At 68.1% G+C, this 19,643-nt stretch carries 20 protein-coding genes; 12 read left to right on the forward strand and 8 right to left on the reverse strand.

Translation table 11 applies throughout. The features are described from left to right. Positions 1–4: 4 nt before the first annotated feature. The 3 genes from M8R19_RS01420 to M8R19_RS01430 form a co-directional block, all read right to left on the reverse strand. Entirely contained in the window at positions 5–331 is a 327-nt protein-coding gene (locus M8R19_RS01420) for a helix-turn-helix domain-containing protein (RefSeq protein ID WP_074986332.1), read from the reverse strand. After that, complete coding sequence (locus M8R19_RS01425) at positions 315–569, reverse strand: type II toxin-antitoxin system RelE family toxin (RefSeq protein WP_074986334.1); 255 nt, start codon at positions 567–569, stop codon at positions 315–317. The genes M8R19_RS01420 and M8R19_RS01425 overlap by 17 nt, the downstream gene beginning before the upstream one ends. Before the next feature lie 160 nt (positions 570–729). Then, complete coding sequence (locus M8R19_RS01430) at positions 730–1,488, reverse strand: 3-oxoacyl-ACP reductase family protein (protein ID WP_249916800.1); 759 nt, start codon at positions 1,486–1,488, stop codon at positions 730–732. Positions 1,489–1,610: 122 nt separating this feature from the next. On the opposite strand from M8R19_RS01430, the gene M8R19_RS01435 reads away from it, so the two are divergent. Together M8R19_RS01435 and M8R19_RS01440 are read left to right on the forward strand one after the other, a co-directional pair. Beyond that, complete coding sequence (locus tag M8R19_RS01435) at positions 1,611–2,537, forward strand: LysR family transcriptional regulator (protein ID WP_249916801.1); 927 nt, start codon at positions 1,611–1,613, stop codon at positions 2,535–2,537. A 167-nt stretch (positions 2,538–2,704) separates the two neighbouring features. After that, positions 2,705–2,968 carry a PA2433 domain-containing protein gene (locus M8R19_RS01440; RefSeq protein ID WP_009622333.1) on the forward strand — a complete coding sequence of 88 codons (264 nt, stop codon included), beginning with the start codon at positions 2,705–2,707 and terminating at the stop codon, positions 2,966–2,968. An 84-nt stretch (positions 2,969–3,052) separates the two neighbouring features. Here the strand turns inward: M8R19_RS01440 and M8R19_RS01445 are convergent, their stop codons facing one another. Then, entirely contained in the window at positions 3,053–3,367 is a 315-nt protein-coding gene (locus M8R19_RS01445) for an I78 family peptidase inhibitor (protein WP_009622335.1), read from the reverse strand. A gap of 212 nt (positions 3,368–3,579) precedes the next feature. Between M8R19_RS01445 and M8R19_RS01450 the strand changes: the two genes are divergently transcribed. From M8R19_RS01450 to M8R19_RS01465, 4 genes are all read left to right on the forward strand, one after another. Next, positions 3,580–3,942 carry a hypothetical protein gene (locus M8R19_RS01450; protein WP_249916802.1) on the forward strand — a complete coding sequence of 121 codons (363 nt, stop codon included), beginning with the start codon at positions 3,580–3,582 and terminating at the stop codon, positions 3,940–3,942. Positions 3,943–5,077: 1,135 nt separating this feature from the next. After that, the gene (potE, locus tag M8R19_RS01455; RefSeq protein ID WP_074978722.1) at positions 5,078–6,415 is read left to right on the forward strand and encodes a putrescine-ornithine antiporter; all 1,338 of its coding nucleotides are present in this window, start codon (positions 5,078–5,080) and stop codon (positions 6,413–6,415) included. Further along, the gene (locus M8R19_RS01460) at positions 6,412–7,299 is read left to right on the forward strand and encodes an amino acid ABC transporter substrate-binding protein (protein ID WP_249916803.1); all 888 of its coding nucleotides are present in this window, start codon (positions 6,412–6,414) and stop codon (positions 7,297–7,299) included. The genes potE and M8R19_RS01460 overlap by 4 nt, the downstream gene beginning before the upstream one ends. An 81-nt stretch (positions 7,300–7,380) precedes the next feature. Further along, on the forward strand, positions 7,381–8,091 hold the full coding sequence (locus M8R19_RS01465; RefSeq protein ID WP_249916804.1) for a TetR/AcrR family transcriptional regulator: 711 nt from the start codon (positions 7,381–7,383) through the stop codon (positions 8,089–8,091). A 355-nt stretch (positions 8,092–8,446) separates the two neighbouring features. Here the strand turns inward: M8R19_RS01465 and M8R19_RS01470 are convergent, their stop codons facing one another. Continuing rightward, on the reverse strand, positions 8,447–10,129 hold the full coding sequence (locus M8R19_RS01470) for a 2-isopropylmalate synthase (protein ID WP_249916805.1): 1,683 nt from the start codon (positions 10,127–10,129) through the stop codon (positions 8,447–8,449). A 135-nt stretch (positions 10,130–10,264) separates the two neighbouring features. Here M8R19_RS01470 and M8R19_RS01475 point away from each other — a divergent pair, with 135 nt between their 5' ends. The 3 genes from M8R19_RS01475 (at position 10,265) to M8R19_RS01485 (ending at position 13,780) form a co-directional block, all read left to right on the forward strand. Further along, positions 10,265–11,029 (forward strand): AraC family transcriptional regulator, encoded by a 765-nt coding sequence (locus M8R19_RS01475; RefSeq protein WP_249916806.1) that lies wholly within the window; start codon positions 10,265–10,267, stop codon positions 11,027–11,029. Between the two features lie 243 nt (positions 11,030–11,272). Further along, positions 11,273–11,653 (forward strand): RidA family protein, encoded by a 381-nt coding sequence (locus M8R19_RS01480; RefSeq protein WP_074978711.1) that lies wholly within the window; start codon positions 11,273–11,275, stop codon positions 11,651–11,653. A gap of 126 nt (positions 11,654–11,779) precedes the next feature. Further along, entirely contained in the window at positions 11,780–13,780 is a 2,001-nt protein-coding gene (locus M8R19_RS01485; protein ID WP_249916807.1) for a peptidase U32 family protein, read from the forward strand. 49 nt (positions 13,781–13,829) lie between these two features. On the opposite strand, the gene M8R19_RS01490 is transcribed toward M8R19_RS01485, so the two are convergent. After that, the gene (locus M8R19_RS01490; RefSeq protein ID WP_249916808.1) at positions 13,830–15,035 is read right to left on the reverse strand and encodes a cytochrome c biogenesis protein DipZ; all 1,206 of its coding nucleotides are present in this window, start codon (positions 15,033–15,035) and stop codon (positions 13,830–13,832) included. A 61-nt stretch (positions 15,036–15,096) separates the two neighbouring features. Then, the gene (locus M8R19_RS01495; protein ID WP_074978701.1) at positions 15,097–15,351 is read right to left on the reverse strand and encodes a DUF2790 domain-containing protein; all 255 of its coding nucleotides are present in this window, start codon (positions 15,349–15,351) and stop codon (positions 15,097–15,099) included. A gap of 223 nt (positions 15,352–15,574) precedes the next feature. Here M8R19_RS01495 and M8R19_RS01500 point away from each other — a divergent pair, with 223 nt between their 5' ends. The 3 genes from M8R19_RS01500 to M8R19_RS01510 all read left to right on the forward strand — a co-directional run bounded on the left by M8R19_RS01500 (position 15,575) and on the right by M8R19_RS01510 (position 18,208). Beyond that, complete coding sequence (locus M8R19_RS01500) at positions 15,575–16,315, forward strand: response regulator (protein ID WP_116423366.1); 741 nt, start codon at positions 15,575–15,577, stop codon at positions 16,313–16,315. A gap of 5 nt (positions 16,316–16,320) precedes the next feature. Then, positions 16,321–17,613: a sensor histidine kinase gene (locus M8R19_RS01505; RefSeq protein WP_249916809.1), complete on the forward strand. Its 1,293-nt coding sequence runs from the start codon at positions 16,321–16,323 to the stop codon at positions 17,611–17,613. A 109-nt stretch (positions 17,614–17,722) separates the two neighbouring features. Next, positions 17,723–18,208, forward strand: coding sequence for an HvfX family Cu-binding RiPP maturation protein (locus tag M8R19_RS01510; protein WP_249916810.1), 486 nt, complete (start codon positions 17,723–17,725; stop codon positions 18,206–18,208). A 232-nt stretch (positions 18,209–18,440) separates the two neighbouring features. Here M8R19_RS01510 and M8R19_RS01515 read toward each other — a convergent pair whose 3' ends face one another. After that, complete coding sequence (locus M8R19_RS01515) at positions 18,441–19,604, reverse strand: efflux RND transporter periplasmic adaptor subunit (RefSeq protein ID WP_249916811.1); 1,164 nt, start codon at positions 19,602–19,604, stop codon at positions 18,441–18,443. Positions 19,605–19,643 lie beyond the last annotated feature (39 nt).

Consider the following 19,643-nt stretch of genomic DNA (forward strand, 5'->3'; position numbering starts at 1 on the left):
GAAACTACAGCTCCAATTGCGCCGGCGCTATGCCGAGCGCACTGGCAATGCGCGCCCGGGTGGCTTTCCTCGGCCGCGTCGACGCCTCCTGCTGCGCATAGGCGGACTGCGTCACGCCCAGGCGTTCGGCCACCTCCAGCTGCGTCAGCCCCAGGTGCTCGCGCCAGGCCCGGATGGCGCTGGCGCCGTCCACCATGCGGCTGACCACGTCATGGGGAATCAGGTTCTCATCCAGGCGATGCTGCGCCACATAGTCGGCATAGGGGATCACCACGAAGGCCGGCTTACCGTCCGTGTCATTGATGATCTGCACCTTAGTAGGTTCGCTCATCGCGCTTCTTCACCTCTTGCACCGCAACGATCCTGATTTCACCGTCCCAATCGAACAGTACCCGGTAGTTGCCGACGCGAAGCCGGTAACCGTAAGTGTGATTGTTCAGCGCCTTCACATGCCGGCAATCAGGCATCCGGCTCAACTCGCCAACGGCATCGCGAATCTGTGCCTGGTGGCGCCCGTCCAACCTGAGCAACTGCTTGACCGCCTTCCGCGTCCAGTTGACGGAGTTCATCGGATATTAGCCTTTTATTAGAATTCCGATAAATACCTTATATCCATGCCAGCCCCTGGGATTGCGCTTCTCAATGCGAGTCATGCCCTCTGGCTTTGGCGGGATGATGGGTAAGGCGCGTGGCGGCATCCCCTGCCGCCACGCGCCTCCATGAAAGGTCTCAAGCCGCGAAGCCGCCGTCGATCAGCAGGTTGGCGCCGGTGATGTAGGCCGCTTCCGGGCCTGCCAGGTAGGCCACGAAGGAGGCGATTTCCTCGGCGCGGCCGTAGCGCTCCAGGGCCATCAGGCCTTTCAGCGACTCGGCGAACTCGCCGCTGTCGGGGTTCATGTCGGTGTCCACCGGGCCGGGCTGCACGTTGTTCACGGTGATGCCGCGCGGGCCCAGGTCGCGGGCGAAGCCGCGGGTCAGGCCGGTCACCGCGGCCTTGCTCATGGCGTAGACGCCGCCGCCGGCGAAGGGCATGCGCTCGGCGTTGGTGCTGCCGACGGTGATGATGCGGCCGCCCTCGCCCATGTGCCGAGCCGCGGCCTGGGTGGCGACGAACACGCTGCGCACGTTGACCGCCAGGGTGCGGTCGAAGTCCTCCAGGGTGAACTCGTCCAGCGGTGCCACGGCCAGTACGCCAGCGTTGTTCACCAGGATGTCGAGGCGGCCGAAGTGCGCGGCGGCGCGCTCGATGGCGGCCGTCAGCGAGTCGGCGTCGGCGCTGTCGGCCTGGATGGCCAGGGCGCGGCCGCCGGCGGCCTGCACGGTGGCGGCCAGGTCTTCGGCCTTCTGCGCCGAGCTGACGTAGGTGAAGGCCACGGCGGCGCCGTCACGGGCCAGGCGCTGGACGATGGCCGCGCCTATGCCGCGCGAGCCGCCCTGGACGAAGGCGACCTTGCCGGCGAGGGAGGTGTTGGGGGTGCTGGTGCTCATGTCGGTGCTCCGGGAAAGGGTGGGAAGTGAAGCGACAGGCACAGTCTCTTCCTGGGATTCCCTACCCGGTAGCCGGTAATCGCTATATTCAGTCGATCCGATTGGTTTATGCGAGCACGGCCATGGAAACCCTCAACAGCATCGAATGCTTCGTCCGCAGCGCCGAGGCCGGCAGCTTCGCCGCGGCGGCCCGGCGCCTGGGGCTGACGCCGGCGGCAGTGGGCAAGAACGTCGCCCGCCTGGAGGCCGGCCTGGGCGTGCGCCTGTTCCAGCGCAGCACCCGCAGCCTCAGCCTGACCGAGGCCGGCGAACGCTTCCTGGCCGAGGTGGCGCCCGGCCTGGGCAGCATCCGCAACGCCCTGGCCAACCTGGCCAGCGCCGACGGCCAGCCCAGCGGCACCCTCAAGGTGAGCATGGGGCTGGTGTTCGGCCGCGACTACATCCTGCCGCTGCTGGGCGAGTTCCTCGGCCGCTATCCGGCAATCCGCCCGGACTGGCACTTCGACAACCGCCAGGTGGACCTCATCGCCGAGGGCTTCGACGCCGCCATAGGCGGTGGCTTCGAGCTGCCGCCGGGGATGGTGGCGCGGCGCCTGTCGCCGGCGCACCTGGTGCTGCTGGCCAGCCCCGCCTACCTCGACAGCCGCCGGCCGATCCGCACGCCGGAGGACCTGGCGCAGCACGACGGCATCCGTATCCGCTCGCCGCAGACCGGCCGCGTGCGCCCCTGGGGCCTGAGCCACCGTGGCGGCAAGGGCCAGGCGCCCATCGAACTGGGCGAGCGCATGTACATGAGCGACCCGGAGGCGGCCTGCCACGCCGCCCTGCAAGGGCTGGGCATCACCCTGGTGAGCATGCAGCACGCCGTGCCCTACCTGGACGATGGCCGTCTGCTGCGGGTATTGCCGGACTGGTACGTGGACGCCGGCATCACCAGCCTCTACTACACCGCCCACAAGCTGCTGCCGGCGAAGACCCGCGCCTTCGTCGACTTCGTTCTCGAGCAGTTCCGCGCGCGGCAGCTGGACCAACGCTTCTCCGCGCTGTAACGCGAAAAAAATGACACGTCCGGCAGAAGGCAAGGTCGAAACAGGCGTCAGGTATTCCTGACCGCCCCGATCGGCATCGGGTGAAGCGCCATCCACGGACCCGCAGGCTCGCCCTGCCAAGGCCCTGCGCCCCAGGTTCATGGTGAACCCATCCAGGAGACAGCCCCATGAAGAAGATCGCCCTCGTCCTCGCCGCCACCCTTGCCCTGCCGCTGGCAGCCATGGCCGACAGCAAGCTCTGCGACGCCAACCTGACGCAGTTGAAGGACTTCATCGCCACGGCCAGCAAGAACGCCACCGGCGTGAAGGTCAACGTGGTGCAGGAGCATATCGACCAGGCCGAGAAGGCCCGCGCCGCCGGCGACTACGAGTCCTGCGTGAACCACACCACCCAGGCGCTGCGCATCATCCGCAAACCGGCCAACCGCTGACCGGGTACCCAGGGTGCGGGAGCCCTCGCCGGGCTCCCGTCACCCCGCGCCCGGGCATTGCACGCCGGGCGCGGTTTCGCCGCCTCAACCGCAGTTGAGCCCGCGCACTATTTCGCTGTCGTCGACATTGATGTTCAGGCGCTGCGAGTTGTACTCCAGGGTCACCGCATCATGGGGGTGCAGCGCGCGTGCACTCTGCGCGCCGGAGTCGCGCCGGGCCTGCTCCACCAGCGCCTGGGACAGCGGCTTGCCGACCAGCGACTGCACCGCCCCGGCATTGCAGCGGCCGGTTTCGGGCGCGGCGGCGGCCGGGGATTCGGCGGGCTTGTCGGCGCTGCTGCAACCGGCCAGCAGGATGGCGCCGAACAGCATGGCCGGCAGGGCTCGATTCAAGGGCATAAAGCCTCCTTGGCTTGAGGGAAAACCGCAACCATAACAAGCCGCGCCGCAGCCGGCCCGGTTTTTGTGTTGCCGGCTGCATCGAATCGGCCCCGGAACGACCGTACGGCGCCCTTTACACAGGATTTACACAGCGCCGGTTACACTTTGCGGGAACAGAATGTCTTAGAAGTATCCGGCCCCCAGGCCGGGAATTTCAGGAGGTAAGACAGATGATTCGCCGGATCCCGCAACTCGCCCTGGTGTTGTGCGCGTCCTTCGCCCTGGCCGGGCAGGCATCGGCCAACAGCAATACCGATGCGGCGGCCATCGGCGCGGTGATCGGCGCCGTCGTGGGTGGCGCTGTCGTCGCCGGCGCCTCCGCGCCGCCTGCCCCGGTCTACGTGCAGCCTGCCCCGCCGCCGGCGGCCTACTATCCGCCGGCCCCGGTGTACTACGCTCCGCCGCCTCCGGTGGCCGTGGTGGTGGCGCCGCCGGTGCGCTATTACCGGCCGGTGTACTACGGGCCGGCGTACTATGGGCCGCGTTATTACGGGCCGCCCCATGGTTACTACCGTGGGTATCGGCACTGGTGATGGATGGATAGTGCCTGGGTCTGGAAGAGCGCCGTTTCCTGTTGAGGGGAACGGCGTTTTTTCTGGGGCATGTTTTGTTTGATGGCGAGCCTTTATCTCACGCGCCGATCCTCCTCCCCCGTCATTCCCGCGAACGCGGGAATCCAGAGACTGGCGGGTTCGCGAGCAAGCTCGCTCCTACGAAAAGCAAAAGCGCGTCCGCTCTTGGGACTTCCAGAGAAACCTCCGCGCACTCCGAAACGCCCCTTCAGAAGGCCGAGCGAAACCGGCGCTCAGGAGGTCATGCGACATGGATGTCGCGAGAGCCCCGATGGGCTACAGGGACGTACCCTCGGGGCGGGCCTCCGTGGCGGGGGAATTCGTGAGGGTAGCCCGGCTTCATCGGGCCCGTATGTTGGGGCAAGCCTTTTTGGTTCCTTTTGCGGGGGTGGCCTTCCACCGTTTGACAAAAGGGACTCGCACGAGGGGGCGAAACGAGAAACATCAACGCACTCGGAGCGGCGCGCTACACCAAGCCCCCAAGCCACTGGGTTCCCGCGTTCGCGGGAATGACGGGGTTGGGGTTAGGAGTATCAGGATGACTCCAAACTCCCCACCCACTCCAAACAGCCCCCTCTCCCTTCAGGGCGGGGCGCGCAGCCGAGGGCTGGGGTGGGTTACGGACTCCACCCACACACCTCTGCCAACCCTGACTCCGCTCCCCCTCCCTAACCCTCCCCCGCAAGCGGGAGAGGGGACCGTTCGGCGTGAAGCGCATTCACGAAGCTCCCTGCCCCCTCATCCGTCTAGTCAAACCAATCGCGGACGGAGTCCGCTCCTACGGGGCCAGAATCGTCAGGCATCGGCGCGCCGGCCAACGGCGTATAACCGCGAACGGTTATACGCCCTACGCGCTCACAGGATGACTCCGAACTTTCCGCCCGCTCCGAACGGCCCCCTCTCCCTCCGGGAGAGGGCTGGGGTGAGGGCAACGGACTTCACCGCCACTCCGCTGCCAACCCTGTACTCCACTCCCCCGCAAATGCCACCCCAATCCCATTCCTGAAAAACACCCCGCCACTCGATGGCCGCCCCGCCAGGCCGTGCCTATTCTTTGAGCATTCCGCCGCTTCGCTCACCGCCCCAGGAGGCCTGCATGGCCGCGACCAGGAAGATGGGCCTCACCGGGCTGACCACCCTGGTGATGGTCAACATGATGGGCTCGGGGATCATCATGCTGCCCTCCAGCATGGCCCAGTTGGGCGCGGTCTCGCTGCTGTCGTGGGTGTTCACCGCCGTCGGTTCCATGGCCATCGCCTATTGCTTCGCCCAATGCGGCATCTACTGCCCGCGCTCCGGCGGCATGTCCGCCTACAGCGAAGAGGCCCATGGCAAGTCGGCGTTCTTCCTCTGCTCGTACCTGTACTTCCTGTCCCTGGTGATCAGCAACGTCGCCATCAGCCTTTCCGCGGTGGGCTACCTGACGCCCTTCTTCCCCTGGCTGGGCAGCGGCTCGGTGCCCCTGTTACTCGGGACCCTGGGGCTGATCTGGCTGACCACCCTGGCCAACTTCGGCGGCCCGCGGATCACCGGGCGGCTGGGCTCGGTCACCGTCTGGGGGGTGATCATCCCCGTGGCCGGGCTGGGCTTCTTCGGCTGGTTCTGGTTCCGCCCCGAGGTCTTCGCCGCCGCCTGGAACCCCAACGACCTGCCGGTCAGCCAGGCGATCACCGACAGCATCCCGCTGACGCTCTGGGCCTTCCTCGGCATGGAATCGGCGGCGCAGAACTCCGACGCGGTGGACAACCCCAAGCGCAACGTGCCGCTGGCCTGCCTGCTGGGCACCCTGGGCGCCGCGGTGGTGTACGTGCTGTCCACCACCGTGATCCAGGGCCTGGTGCCGAACCCGGAGCTGGCCAACTCCAGCGCGCCCTTCGCCCTGGCCTACGCGCGCCTGTTCAACGACGGGGTGGGCAACCTGGTGATGGCCCTGGCGGTGATGGCCTGCGTCGGTTCGCTGCTGGGCTGGCAGTTCACCCTGGCCGAGACGGCCAAGGTCACCGCCGCCCAGGGCCTGTTCCCGCAGCTGTTCACCCGCGTCACCGGGCGCGGCGCGCCCCTGGCAGGGCTGGTCACCTGCGCGGTGCTGCAGAGCCTGATCGCCCTCTCGACCATCTCGCCCAACGCCACTGCCCAGTTCAACAAGCTGGTGAGCCTGGCCGCGGTCACCAACATCATCCCCTACATCACTTCGCTGACTGGGCTGGTGGTGATCCTCTACAAGGCCGGCGTCGGCCTGGACCTGGTGCGCCGCAACACCGCCGTGATGCTGGTCGCCGCCTGCTACTGCTTCTACGCGCTCTACGCCTCGGGGCTGGAAGCGGTGTTCGGTGCGGCCCTGGTGATGGTGGTCGGCTACCTGCTGTTCGGCTTCATCGCCAAGCGCTTCGTCAAGGCCTACGAGCGCCTCGCCGCGCCGCCGGAGTCGCCATGAACCGCCTGCTCGTTCCTCTGCTCGCGCTGCTGTTGCTGGTGCCCGCCGCCCAGGCCGACACCCTGGCGCGCATCCAGGCCAGCCATACCCTGACGCTGGGCTTTCTGGCCGACAACGCGCCCTTCTCCGAGGGCGACGAGCGCACGGCCAGCGGCTACGCCATCGACCTGTGCCAGGCGCTGGTCGCCCGCCTGCGCAGCCAGCCGGGCCTGGGCGAGCTGCAGGTGCGCTACCGGCCGCTGCCCCTGGAGCAGGCCCTGGAAGCCGTGCACGGCGGCCAGGTCGACCTGTTCTGCAGCCCGCTGGTGGAAACCCTGCAGCGCCGCGAGAGCGTCAGCTTCTCGCTGCCGGTGTTCACCGCCGGCCTCGGGGTGATCCTCCGCCGCGACGCCGACCCCACCCTGCTGGCCGCGCTCAGCGGCGCCCCGCGAGAACGCACCCCGACCTGGCGGGCGACCATCAACCAGGGGCTGAACAAGCGCAGCTTCGCCGTGCTGCGCGGCAGCACCAACGTGCAATGGGCGCAGCAGCAGGCCCGCGCCCTGGGCCTGCAGTCGCGCCTGGAGGAGGTCGGCAGCTACCAGGAAGGCGTCGAGCGCGTCCTGCGCCGCCAGGTGGACGCCTTCTTCGGCGAGCGCCTGTCGCTGCTCAACTACCAGGCCCGTTCGGCCGAAGGCGACCGCCTGCAGGTCTCCGAGCACCTGTTCGAAGTGGCCCGCGTCGCCCTGGCCCTGCCCCGCGACGACGACGCCTTCCGCCTGCTGGTGGACCGCGCCATCAGCGAAACCCTGCGCGGCCCCGGCGGCGAGGCGCTGTACAGCCGCTACTTCGGCCGGCCCTCGGAACAGCAACGCATGCTGCTGCGCCTGTACACCCTGCCCTGAGGCGGCGGAAGGTCCAGGGGACAAGGCCTCGCCTAGCGCTATATACTTTTGTAAATAGCGATAGCAGTCCCCGGATATCCCATGAGCGACCAGGCCACCCGCCCTGCCCGTACCCCCGCCAACCGCCGCAAGGCGGCCGTCGATGACAGCGAAGCCCTGGGCATCCGCGAGCGCAACCTGCGCCTGATCCTCAAGGCCGCCAGCCAGGAGTTCGCCGCCAAGGGCTTCCAGGCCGCGCGCACCGAAGACATCGCCGCCCGCGTCGGGCTGCCCAAGGCCAACGTCTACTACTACTTCCAGAACAAGCGGAACCTCTACGCGCGGGTGCTGGAGACCCTGGTCGAACCGCTGCTGCAAGCCGCCGCCCTGCTGCGCGCCGAGCTGCCCCCGGAGCAGGCCCTGCCCGCCTACATCGAGGCACGGATGCGCGTGGCCCACGAACACCCGCACACCTACAAGGCCGTGCTCGGCGAAATGCTGCTGGGCGCCCGGCAACTGCCGGCCCCCTGCGGCGAACGCCTGCGCCAGGCCGCCCAGGACAACCTCGCCTGCCTGCGCAGCTGGATGGGACGCGGCCTGATCGCCACGGCCGACCCGCAGCACCTGCTGCTGTTCCTCTGGTCAGCCACCCAGGCGCACACCCATTTCGGCTGGCAGGCGTCGCTGATCACCGGCAAGACACGGCCGGCGGAGGCGGACTACCGGGCGGTGGCTGAAAGCGTGAGCCGGCTGGTGCTGGGTGCCCTTGCGGTAGATGGCGCGCGGGGGCGGTTGCGGCCTTTTCCGCTTTAGTGGGCAGCTCTCGTAGGCCACTCCAGGGCGCTCTTCGTAGGAGCGAGCTTGCTCGCGAACCGGCTTCGCTGGTGATTTCAGTGCACTCGGTTGACTCCGCTCCCTCTCCCTAACCCTCTCCCTGAAGGGAGAGGGGACCGTTGGGCAGGGCTCGGTATTCTGGAGTCAGCCGGCAGTCCCGGTGGTTTCCAGCTGAAACCATTCCTTCTCTCGGCACGGATAAAGCCCCCTCTCCCTTCAGGGAGAGGGCTGGGGAGAGGGTGCTCGTGCACCCGACGCCGAAGTCACCAGTACCGTCCGTTCGCGAGCAAGAACTAGGCGTCCCCCTCGCTCTTACGAAAAGCCACTCCAGTCGCTACACGTCCCCCAGCAACTCACCACTCCCAGCAAAGCGCGACACCGCACAAAGCACAGCCTGAATCGACGCGCTGACGATGTTGGCATGGCAACCGGCGCCGAAGCGCGTGCCCGCCTCGCCCGGCCAGGCCACTTCCACCAGCGCCAGGGCCTGGGCGTCGGCGCCGCCGCCGAGGCTGCGTTCCTCGTAGCCGTCGATGCGGATCGGCAGGCCCAGGGCCGCCACGCTGGCGTCGATCGGGCCGTTGCCCATGCCCTGCAGCTGCCGGCGGCGGCCGTCGGCCAGTTCCACCTCCAGCACTATGCCCTGCCCGCCCTCGGCCTCGAACAGCCGGTGGCAGACGTAGGCCAAGGCGCCGCCGGGTCGCGCCGGGGCCAGGTAGGTCTGGGCGAACAGTTGCCACAGCGCCTCGCTGCTCAGCTCAGTCTCGCTGCTGTCGGCCTGGCGCTGCACGATGGCGCTGAACTCCACCTGCATCCGCCTTGGCATCACCACGCCGTGGTCGCGCTGCAGCAGGTAGGCGATGCCGCCCTTGCCCGACTGGCTGTTGACCCGCACGATGCTGTCGTAGGTGCGCCCCAGGTCCCGGGGGTCGATCGGCAGGTAGGGCACCTCCCAGAAGCCGTCCGCGGCCTGGGCGGCGAAGCCCTTGGCGATGGCGTCCTGGTGCGAGCCGGAGAAGGCGGTGAACACCAGGTCGCCGACGTAGGGATGCCGTGGGTGGATCGGCAGCCCCGTGCAGGCCTCGGCCACCCGCGCCACGCCGGCGATGTCGGAAAAGTCCAGGCCCGGGTGGATGCCCTGGGTGTAGAGGTTCAGCGCCAGGGTCACCAGGTCGAGGTTGCCGCTGCGCTCGCCGTTGCCGAACAGGCAGCCCTCCACCCGCTGCGCGCCGGCCAGCAGCGCCTGCTCGGCGCAGGCCACGCCGGTGCCGCGGTCGTTGTGCGGGTGCACCGACAGCACCACGTGCTCGCGGCGCTCCAGGCGCTGGTGCATCCACTCGATCTGGTCGGCGAAGACGTTGGGCGTGGCCACTTCCACGGTGGTCGGCAGGTTGATGATGATCGGCCTTCCAGGGCCGGCGTCCCAGGTGCGGATGGCGGCGTTGCACATGCGCAGCGACACCTCCAGCTCGGCCATGCAGAAGGTCTCCGGCGAGTACTGCAGCACCCATTCGGTCTGCGGGTGCGCCGCCACCTTCTCCTTCAACAGCTGCACATGGCGCACCACCAGTTGCTCCACCTCCTCCACCGAAAGGCCGAACACCACGCGCCGCCACACCGGGGCGATGGCGTTGTACAGGTGCACGATCACCCGCCGCGCGCCGGCCACGGCGCGCACGGTCTCGTCGATCAGGTCCTCGCGCAGCTGGGTCATCACCATGGGCGTGACGTCGTCGGGGATGCCGCCCTCGTCGATCAGCTGGCGGATGATCTCGAAGTCGGTGCGCGAGGCGGCCGGGAAGCCCACCTCGATCTCCTTGAAGCCCAGCCGCACCAGCTCGGCGAACAGGCGCAGCTTGCGCTCGCGGTTCATGGGTTCGAACAGCGCCTGGTTGCCGTCGCGCAGGTCGGTGGACAGCCACACCGGGGCCTGGGCGATGGTTTGCGACGGCCAGCGGCGGTTGGGCAGGTCGATGGCGGGGAACGGGCGGTACTTGGTTTGCGGGTTCGCTTGCATGGTCTGGCCTCGAACGGGTGTTCGGGCCCAGCATAGGCAGGGCACAGCCGTCCAACTCGCGCCAAAGGGTCCATCGTTGTCGCGAAAGGGTCATCCTGCGCTAAGCTCGCCCTTCCCCCGCAACGGACGCGCCCCATGGTCGACCACGCCAGCCTGCCCTACGAATCCCTGGAGATGCCGGTCACCGGCGTCGCCATCGACTACCCCAGCGGCCACATGGTGCCGCCCCACAGCCACCCGCGGGCGCAGCTGATCTACGCCATCGAAGGCGTGCTGGTGGTGGAGACCCCGGCCGGGCGCTGGGTGACGCCACCGACCCGCGGCGTCTGGCTGCAGGCGGGCGTCGAACACTCGCTGCGCATGCGTGGCGTGACGCGGGTGCGCAGCCTGTTCGTCAACCCCGACGCCATCGACGGCCTGCCGGTCGGCGACTGCGTGATCGACGTGTCGTCGCTGCTGCGCGAACTCATCCAGGCCGCCACCCAGGTGCCCGGGCGCTACGAAGGCGACAGCCGCGACGGCCGCCTGATGCGCTTCCTGCTCGACGAACTGCGCAGCCTGCCGGTGCTGCCCTTCCACCTGCCCTGGCCGGACGACGAACGCATCGCCCGGGTCTGCCGCGCCCTGGCGGAAAACCCGGCGCAAGGCAGCAGCGCCGAGCACTGGGCCGAACAGCTGGCCATGAGCCCGAAGACCTTCCACCGCCGCTTCCAGCGCAGCACCGGCATCACCTTCGGCCGCTGGCGCCAGCAGGCGCGCCTGCTGCTCTCCCTGGAAGCCCTGGCCCAGGGCCTGCCGGTGCTGGAAGTGGCGCTGCAGCACGGCTACGACAGCCAGAGCGCCTTCGCCGCGGCCTTCCGCCGGCAGTTCGGCGTGGCGCCCTCGGCGTTCTACCGCTGAGCGCCTGGACGTAGGGCGCATAACCGTTCGCGGTTATGCGCCGATACACCGCGGCCACAGCCAACGCCCAGGTCAACCCCGGAGCCGACGGGAATCAAGGCCAAACGGCGGATAACGCCGTAGGCGTTATGCGCCCTACGCCCCGGCACCGGCGTTGCCCGATGTGCGGACCCGCGCGGGTGACGCCACCGGCCTCGGCGGGTAAGCTGCCGCCCCTCGTCCCACCCGCAGAAAGAGGCCCCCATGGCTAACAACGACCTCAGCTTCCTCCCCGACGCCGACCCGCAGTCGATCTCCTCCGACGTCGCCGGCTTCGGCGGCCTGCTGGTCTCCACCCAGATCCCCACCCGCGAGGACGGCAGCCTGGAGCTGGGCGGCATCGTCGAGCAGAGCGAGTGCACCCTGCGCGCGCTGAAAACCGCCCTGGAGCGCGCCGGCAGCTCCATGGAGCGCGTCCTGCACCTGACCATCTACCTCACCGACATGGCCGACCGCGCCGCCTTCAACGAGGTCTACCAGCGCTTCTTCGCCAAACCCTGGCCGGTGCGCGCCGCCGTCGGCGTGGCCGCCCTGGCCGTGGAAGGCATGCGCGTGGAAGTCACCGCGCTGGCCGCCAAGGCCTGACCGGGCCCCTTCGCCGCCCGGCGCCCTGCCGGGCGGCGCCACCACCGGGCAGCGCACGGGTGCTCGGCGGGCGTTTCGCCGCTACAATGCGCGCCTTGCCGTGTCACGCCTGATGAAGAAGAAACCATGTCCCTGCCCAAGAACCATCTGGAACTGCTCAGCCCTGCCCGCGATGTGAGCATCGCCCGCGAGGCCATCCTGCATGGAGCCGATGCCGTGTACATCGGCGGCCCGAGCTTCGGCGCCCGGCACAACGCCTGCAACGAGGTGAGCGACATCGCCCGGCTGGTGGAATTCGCCCACCGCTACCACGCGCGCATCTTCGTCACCATCAACACCATCCTCCACGACGACGAGCTGGAACCGGCCCGCGCGCTGATCCACCAGCTCTACGACGCCGGCGTCGACGCGCTGATCGTGCAGGACCTGGGCGTGCTCGACCTGGACATCCCGCCGATCGAACTGCACGCCAGCACCCAGACCGACATCCGCACCCTGGGCCGGGCCAGGTTCCTCGACCAGGCCGGCTTCTCCCAGCTGGTGCTGGCCCGCGAGCTGAACCTGAAGGAAATCCGCGCCATCGCCGACGAAACCGACGCGGCCATCGAGTTCTTCATCCACGGCGCGCTGTGCGTGGCCTTCTCCGGCCAGTGCAACATCTCCCACGCGCAGACCGGGCGCAGCGCCAACCGCGGCGACTGCTCCCAGGCCTGCCGCCTGCCCTACACCCTCAAGGACGACCAGGGCCGCGTGGTGGCCTTCGAGAAACACCTGCTGTCGATGAAGGACAACAACCAGAGCGCCAACCTCAGCGCCCTGGTCGACGCCGGCGTGCGCTCGTTCAAGATCGAAGGGCGCTACAAGGACATGGGCTACGTGAAGAACATCACCGCCTACTACCGCCAGCGCCTGGACGGCATCCTCGCCGAGCGCCCGGACCTGGCCCGCGCCTCCAGCGGCCGCACCGAGCACTTCTTCCTGCCCGACCCGGACAAGACCTTCCACCGCGGCAGCACCGACTACTTCGTCAGCGAACGCAAGATCGACATCGGCGCCTTCGACTCGCCGACCTTCACCGGCCTGCCGGTGGGCGTGGTGGAGAAGGTCGGCAAGCGCGACCTGATCGTCGCCACCGAGCAGCCGCTGTCCAACGGCGACGGCCTCAACGTGCTGGTCAAGCGCGAAGTCGTGGGCTTCCGCGCCAACATCGCAGAACCGAAGGGTGAATTCGAGGAGGACGGGCAGAAGCGCTACCGCTACCGCGTCGAGCCCAACGAGATGCCCGAGGGCCTGTACCGCCTGCGCCCCAACCACCCGCTGTCGCGCAACCTCGACCACAACTGGCAGCAGGCCCTGCTGAAGACCTCCGCCGAGCGCCGCGTGGGCCTGGACTGGCAGGCCCGCCTGCGCGAGGAACGCCTGGAGCTGACCGCCACCAGCGAGGAAGGCGTGAGCGTCAGCGTCGCCCTGGACGGCCCCTTCGGCGCGGCCAACAAGCCGGAGCAGGCCCTGGAGCAACTGCACGACCTGCTCGGCCAGCTGGGCACCACCCAGTACCACGCCGAGCGCATCGAGCTGGACGCGCCGCAGGCGTACTTCATCCCCAACTCGCAGCTCAAGGCCCTGCGCCGCGAGGCCATCGAGGCGCTCACCGCCGCCCGCGTCGCCGCCCACCCGCGCGGCAGCCGCAAGGCCGAGAGCACCCCGCCGCCGGTGTACCCCGAGGCGCACCTGTCGTTCCTGGCCAACGTGTACAACCACAAGGCCCGCGAGTTCTACCACCGCCACGGCGTGCAGCTGATCGACGCGGCCTACGAGGCCCACGAGGAAGCCGGCGAGGTACCGGTGATGATCACCAAGCATTGCCTGCGCTTCTCCTTCAACCTGTGCCCGAAGCAGGCCAAGGGCGTCACCGGCGTGCGCACCAAGGTCGCGCCCATGCAACTGGTGCACGGCGACGAGGTGCTGACGCTGAAGTTCGACTGCAAGCCCTGCGAGATGCACGTGATCGGCAAGATGAAGGGCCACATCCTCGACCTGCCGCAACCGGGCAGCGCGGTCAGCCAGGTGGTCGGCCAGATCAGCCCGGAAGACCTGCTCAAGACCATCCGCCGCGCGCCGCACTGAGGCGCCGCCAAGACGACGCGGGGCGGCCCCATGACCGCCCCGCCGCCGCTCAACCCGCCGGCTGCTCGCGCTCCTTGAGCAACTGGCGGATGATCGCCTCCTGCCCCTGGTAGTCGCCCTCGCCCACGTGCTGGTAGCGCACGTGGCCCTTGGCGTCGATGAAGTAGTGCGCCGGCCAGTACTGGTTGGCGAAGGCGTTCCAGATGCGGTACTGGTTGTCCAGCGCCACCGGGTAGTGGATGTCGTTGCGCGCCACGGCCTTCGCCACGTTCGCCGGGATGCGCTCGTAGGGATACTCCGGGGTGTGCACGCCGATCACCACCAGGCCCTGGTCGGCATACCGCTTCGCCCACTGGTTGACGTACGGCAGCGTGTGCTGGCAGTTGATGCAGTCATAGGTCCAGAAATCCACCAGCACCACCTTGCCGCGCAGCTCTTCGCTGGTCAGCGGTGCGCTGTTGAGCCACTGCACGGCGCCATCCAGGCTGGGCATGGCGCCCAGGTCGGCCAGGTCGGCGGCGCTGGCACTGGGCATCAGTTTGTCGAGCAGCTTGGGCACGCCATCCAGCACCTTGTGCTCCAGGCCGGCCAGGGTGCGCGAGGCGCCGGAGCCCAGCAGTTGCGCGCTGGCGCCGCTACCGATGACCACCACCGCCAGCAGGGCCAAGGCCCCTGCCCCACGCCGTAGCCATTCCAGCGCACCCAGCGACGGGCGCAGGCGCTGGTACAAGCCACGACCGAGGAACAGCGCGGCGCCCAGGGCGACGGCGCTGCCCAGCCCATAGGCGAACAGCAGCAGGCTGGTGGACGCATTGGGCCCCTGGAGCATGGCCCCGGAGAGGATCAGCCCGAGAATGGGCCCTGCGCAGGGCGCCCACAGCAGGCCGGCGGCGAAGCCCAGCAGCCAGGCGGAAAGCGCTGGCGGCAGGCCACGTGCCTGGCCGTGCAGGCGGTCGCCGAGCCAGGCCCAGGGCCGCGAAATCCAGGTGCCGAAGCGTGGCGACAGCAAGGCCAGGGCGGAAAGCCCGAGCAGCCCCAGGGCCAGGTAGCGGCCGACCTCGCTGGCCTCCACCACCCAGGCGCTGGACACCGCCGCCAGGCTGGCCAGCACGGCGAAGCCGCTGGCCAGGCCCGCCAGGGTCAGCAGCGGCGACCAAACCGGGCCACCAGCGCGCTGCAGCAACAACGGCAATACGGGAAGGATGCAGGGGCTGAGCAGGGTCAGCACCCCGCCGAGAAAGGCGACGATCAGCATGGGAATCTCCTTTTGAAGGGGGCTGGAGCGGCAGGGCCATCCCTGGCCGGGGCGGCGTGCATCAACCGCCTTCGTTGCAGTCGCTGGAGAACTTCTGGTAGGCCAGGCTATGGGGCTGGCCGTTGGAGTCCAGGTAGTCCATGCGCGCCTGCACCACCTGGCAGCTGCCGGGGTCCTCATGCAGGGCCAGGACCTTCTTCACGTCCAGGTGCTGACCGTAGTGGTACTGCTCCACCGGCGCGGGAGCGCTGGCGGCAAAGCTGGCCAGGGGCGCGGCGAAGGCGAACAGGGCGGCGGCAAGGGTCAGGGTTTTCATGGCGGAGTCCTCGGGTGTGGGTTCGTGGCGCGGAGGCCGTGTGCCTTCCGCTTGGTGCCCATTTCACCCGCCGCGGGTATCCCGCCTGTGTCCGCCGCCGCCCGCGAATGCCGCCCCAGGTATCGGCGTGGCGAATAGATACACTGGTATACAAACCCTGGCGGGAATGCGCCGCCTTGCTCTATACACTTGCCCCAACGAACGAACCGATTGGGGAACCACCATGGAACACGTCGATCACGTCCTGATCGTCGACGACGACCGCGAGATCCGCGAGCTGGTCGGCAACTACCTGAAGAAGAACGGCCTGCGCGTCAGCCTGGCCGCGGACGGCCGGCAGATGCGCGCCTTCCTCGAAGCCAACGCCGTGGACCTGATAGTGCTGGACATCATGATGCCCGGCGACGACGGCCTGAAGCTGTGCCGCGAGCTGCGCGTGGGCAAGCACAAGGCCACCCCGGTGCTGATGCTCACCGCGCGCAACGACGAGACCGACCGCATCATCGGCCTGGAAATGGGCGCCGACGACTACCTGACCAAGCCCTTCTCCGCCCGCGAGCTGCTGGCGCGGATCAACGCCGTGCTGCGCCGCACGCGCATGCTGCCGCCGAACCTGTCGATCACCGAGAGCAGCCGGCTGATCGGCTTCGGCCAATGGCGCCTAGACACCAGCGCGCGCCACCTGCTGGACGCCGAGGGCACCCTGGTCGCCCTGAGCGGCGCCGAGTACCGCCTGCTGCGGGTGTTCCTCGACCACCCGCAGCGGGTGCTCAGCCGCGAGCAGTTGCTGAACCTGACCCAGGGCCGCGAGGCGGACGTCTTCGACCGCTCCATCGACCTGCTGGTCAGCCGCCTGCGCCAGCGCCTGCGCGACGACGCCCGCGAGCCGGACTGCATCAAGACGGTGCGCAACGAAGGCTACGTCTTCTCGCTGCCGGTGCAGCTCATCGAACCCGCCGAGTGACCGCCATGCCCCGCACCCTGGCAGCGCGCCTGGCGCTGATCTTCCTCACCGGGCTGGTGCTGGCCTACGGCCTGTCCTTCAGCTCGCAGTTCTACGAACGCTACGTCAGCGCGCGGAGCATGATGCTCGGCAACCTGGAAAGCGACGTGAGCACCGCCGTGGCCCTGCTCGACCGCCTGCCGGCGAACGAGCGCGAGCAGTGGCTGCCCATGGTCGACCGGCCCAACTACCGCTACCGACTGGACGAAGGCGAACCCGGCCAGGCCATGGACATGGCCCAGGCGCCCATGGCCGCGACCAGCATCGAGAGCGCCATCGGCTCGCGCTACGCCCTGCGCTTCGAAACCCTCCCCGGCCCGGCCGCGCACTTCCAGGCGCACCTGCGCCTGGCCGACGGCAGCCCGCTGAGCATAGACGTCACCCCGCGCGGGGTGGCGGCGGTGGCGCGCTGGCTGCCGGTGGTGCTGATGCTGCAGCTGGCCGTGCTGCTGATCTGCACCTGGCTGGCGGTGCGCACCGCGATCCGCCCGCTGACGCGCCTGGCCCAGGCCGTCGACCATCTCGACCCGGACACCCCGGCCGCGCCGCTGGACGAGAACGGCCCCAACGAAGTGGCCTACGCCGCCCGCGCCTTCAACGCCCTGCAAGGCCGCATCGGCGACTACCTGAAGGAACGCATGCAGCTGCTGGCGGCCATCTCCCACGACCTGCAGACGCCCATCACCCGCATGAAACTGCGCGTCGAGCAGATGGACCCATCGCCGGAAAGCGAACGCCTGTGGAGCGACCTGGAAGAAATGCAGCACCTGGTCCGCGAAGGCGTGGCCTACGCCCGCAGCATGGACGGCGCCAGCGAGGCGCAGCGCCGCGTCGACCTCGACGCCTTCCTCGACAGCCTGGTGCTCGACTACCAGGACGCCGGCCAGCAGGTCAGCCTGCAAGGCCGCGCCGGCGTACCCCTGGAAACCCGCCCCCACGCCCTGCGCCGAGTGCTGGGCAACCTGCTGGACAACGCCGTGAAATTCTCCGGCGCCGCGCAACTGGAGGTGGGCCGCGAAGACGGCAAGCTGTGCATCCGCGTACTCGACCGCGGCCCGGGCATCGCCGAGGAAGAACTGGAAGAAGTCCTCAAACCCTTCTACCGCGTGGAAAGCTCGCGCAACCGCAGCACCGGCGGCACCGGCCTGGGCCTGGCCATCGCCCACCAACTGAGCCAGGCCCTGGGCGGCCGCCTGACCCTGGCCAACCGCGACGGCGGCGGCCTGTGCGCGCAACTGGAATTGCCGCTCCCGGCCTGAGCGACCGTACAAGCCGATACAAGGCGGCCCCCGGCGGGACACATCCGGGACAAGCCGCCTTGCCAGCATGGCTCCACCCGCCGACTCCCCGGCCCAAGGAGACATCGCCATGCAAAGCACCCTCGCCACCACCCTGCGCCCCCTCGACCGCCTCGGCGCCTGGAGCGCCGACATCCCCCTGCGGCTGTTCCTGGCCTGGGAATTCCTCGAATCCGGCCTGGAGAAGTGGAACGGCGAAAACTGGTTCGCGCAGATCCACGACGCCTTCCCCTACCCCTTCGACCGACTGCCGGTGAGCCTGGACTGGCAAATCTCCCTGTGGGCCGAACTGATAGCCCCGGCGCTCCTGCTGCTGGGCCTGGGCACCCGCTTCGCCTCGGCGGTGCTGATGGTGCTGACGCTGGTGGCCATCGCCGCCGTGCACTGGCCGGCGCACTGGTCCAGCCTGGGCGAACTGGCCATGGGGTATTCGATCAGCGATAACGGCTATGGCAACTACAAGCTGCCGTTGATCTACCTGGTGGCGCTGGTGCCGTTGCTGCTCAAGGGGGCTGGGCGGTTGAGCCTGGATGCGTGGTTGCGGCGGCGTGGCTGATCCTACATCCGCCTTACTGCCTCAGCCCCCTACGCCGTATCCAGCCAGGGTTTCAAGAGCCTGACCATTCAACGGTCAGGCTTGGGAAGCCTGGCCACAATGGGTTGGAATGAGGGGAGTGACCAGAGGCTGCCATTTCACATCGATCTCCCCAGGCGAGCACCGACGACGTGCTCGGCTCCACCGCGTTCTTGCAATTGTGTCAGTGCTTCGAAAGAAGCAAGGTGCACCCTCAAGTCGGAGGAAGTTCAACATACCCTGACATCAGCCCAAATACCTCCACACCATGCGGAACGGCACGACCGGTAACAACCGCGACCCTCTGGGAAGGCTCGTCCAGTTCGCGACGGTAGATGACGAAGCAATCGCCATCCTCGCCATAACGCACCGCATCAACCGGAACAGCCAGACCATTCTCTGCACGATAAGTCACGACGGTAAGCCTGGTGCTCATTCCCAGGCGCATACGTTGCTGCAAGTCGGGAGAAAGCGGGTCAATACCGACCACGACCTCATAACTGCTTCCGCCACCGTAAACCTCCGACACAAGGGCCTGAGCACCGATAGCCAGAACACGCCCCTGTAGCATGAGCCCACTGAACCCGTCTCCGGTAACCTCTACAGGCATCTCTTCCTGCAGAAGATGCAGGTCCGACTCATCTATGCGCCCGACGGCATTGAGGTTTTCGAGTGTGACAAGCTCAAGTAACGGCATGCCCTGGGTGACGCGCTGCCCCACCTGGAGGGGTGGCACTCTACCGGTCTCGTCAGCGCGTTGCGGCAACATGGCGATGCCAGCAAAAGGCGCGTGCAAATTGCCTTGAGCCCGCAGGGCCAAGAGTCCGTCATAGTGAGCCTGAGCATTGACCAGCTCCATTTCCACCATTTGAAGTGACTCCCCTCGGCCTTTGCTCCTGACAGTGCGCAGCTCCGACTGCGAGGCAGCCAAATCGACTTGTTGAAGTCGCAGCTGCTGCTCCAATGCGTCGACTTCCATGCGTGGGACAATGCCCCGCTCGAACAATCGTCGGGTATCGGACAATCTGGAAACCGTATCGTTGAGGCTCAACTCTGCGCTGGTAACCGCCCGGCGCGCACGTGCAACCTCATCGTTGCTTTCCCAACCCTGCAGGTCCTGTGCGTCACGCTTGGCTTTGAGCAGTTCGGCCAAGGCTCGGCGTAACTGGATGTCCAGTTGCGCGGTATCCAGGCGCAGCAACAGTTGACCCCGTTCTACACTCTGTCCTTCCCTGACAGCCAGATGCTGAACGACACCGTCGAACGGGGCGACCATGGTCTGTCGAGTTGACGCCTCGATGCGCCCGATCAAACCCAGACGGCTTTCCAGGAGCCGGGGTTGTACCTGGACCCAGCGTAAGCTATCCGCGTCGGGCAAATACTCTCCTGGACGAGCGAATATGAAGGCCAGGCAGCC

Source organism: Pseudomonas sp. R3.Fl, assembly GCF_023516765.1.
Classification (GTDB): Bacteria; Pseudomonadota; Gammaproteobacteria; order Pseudomonadales; family Pseudomonadaceae; genus Pseudomonas; species Pseudomonas citronellolis.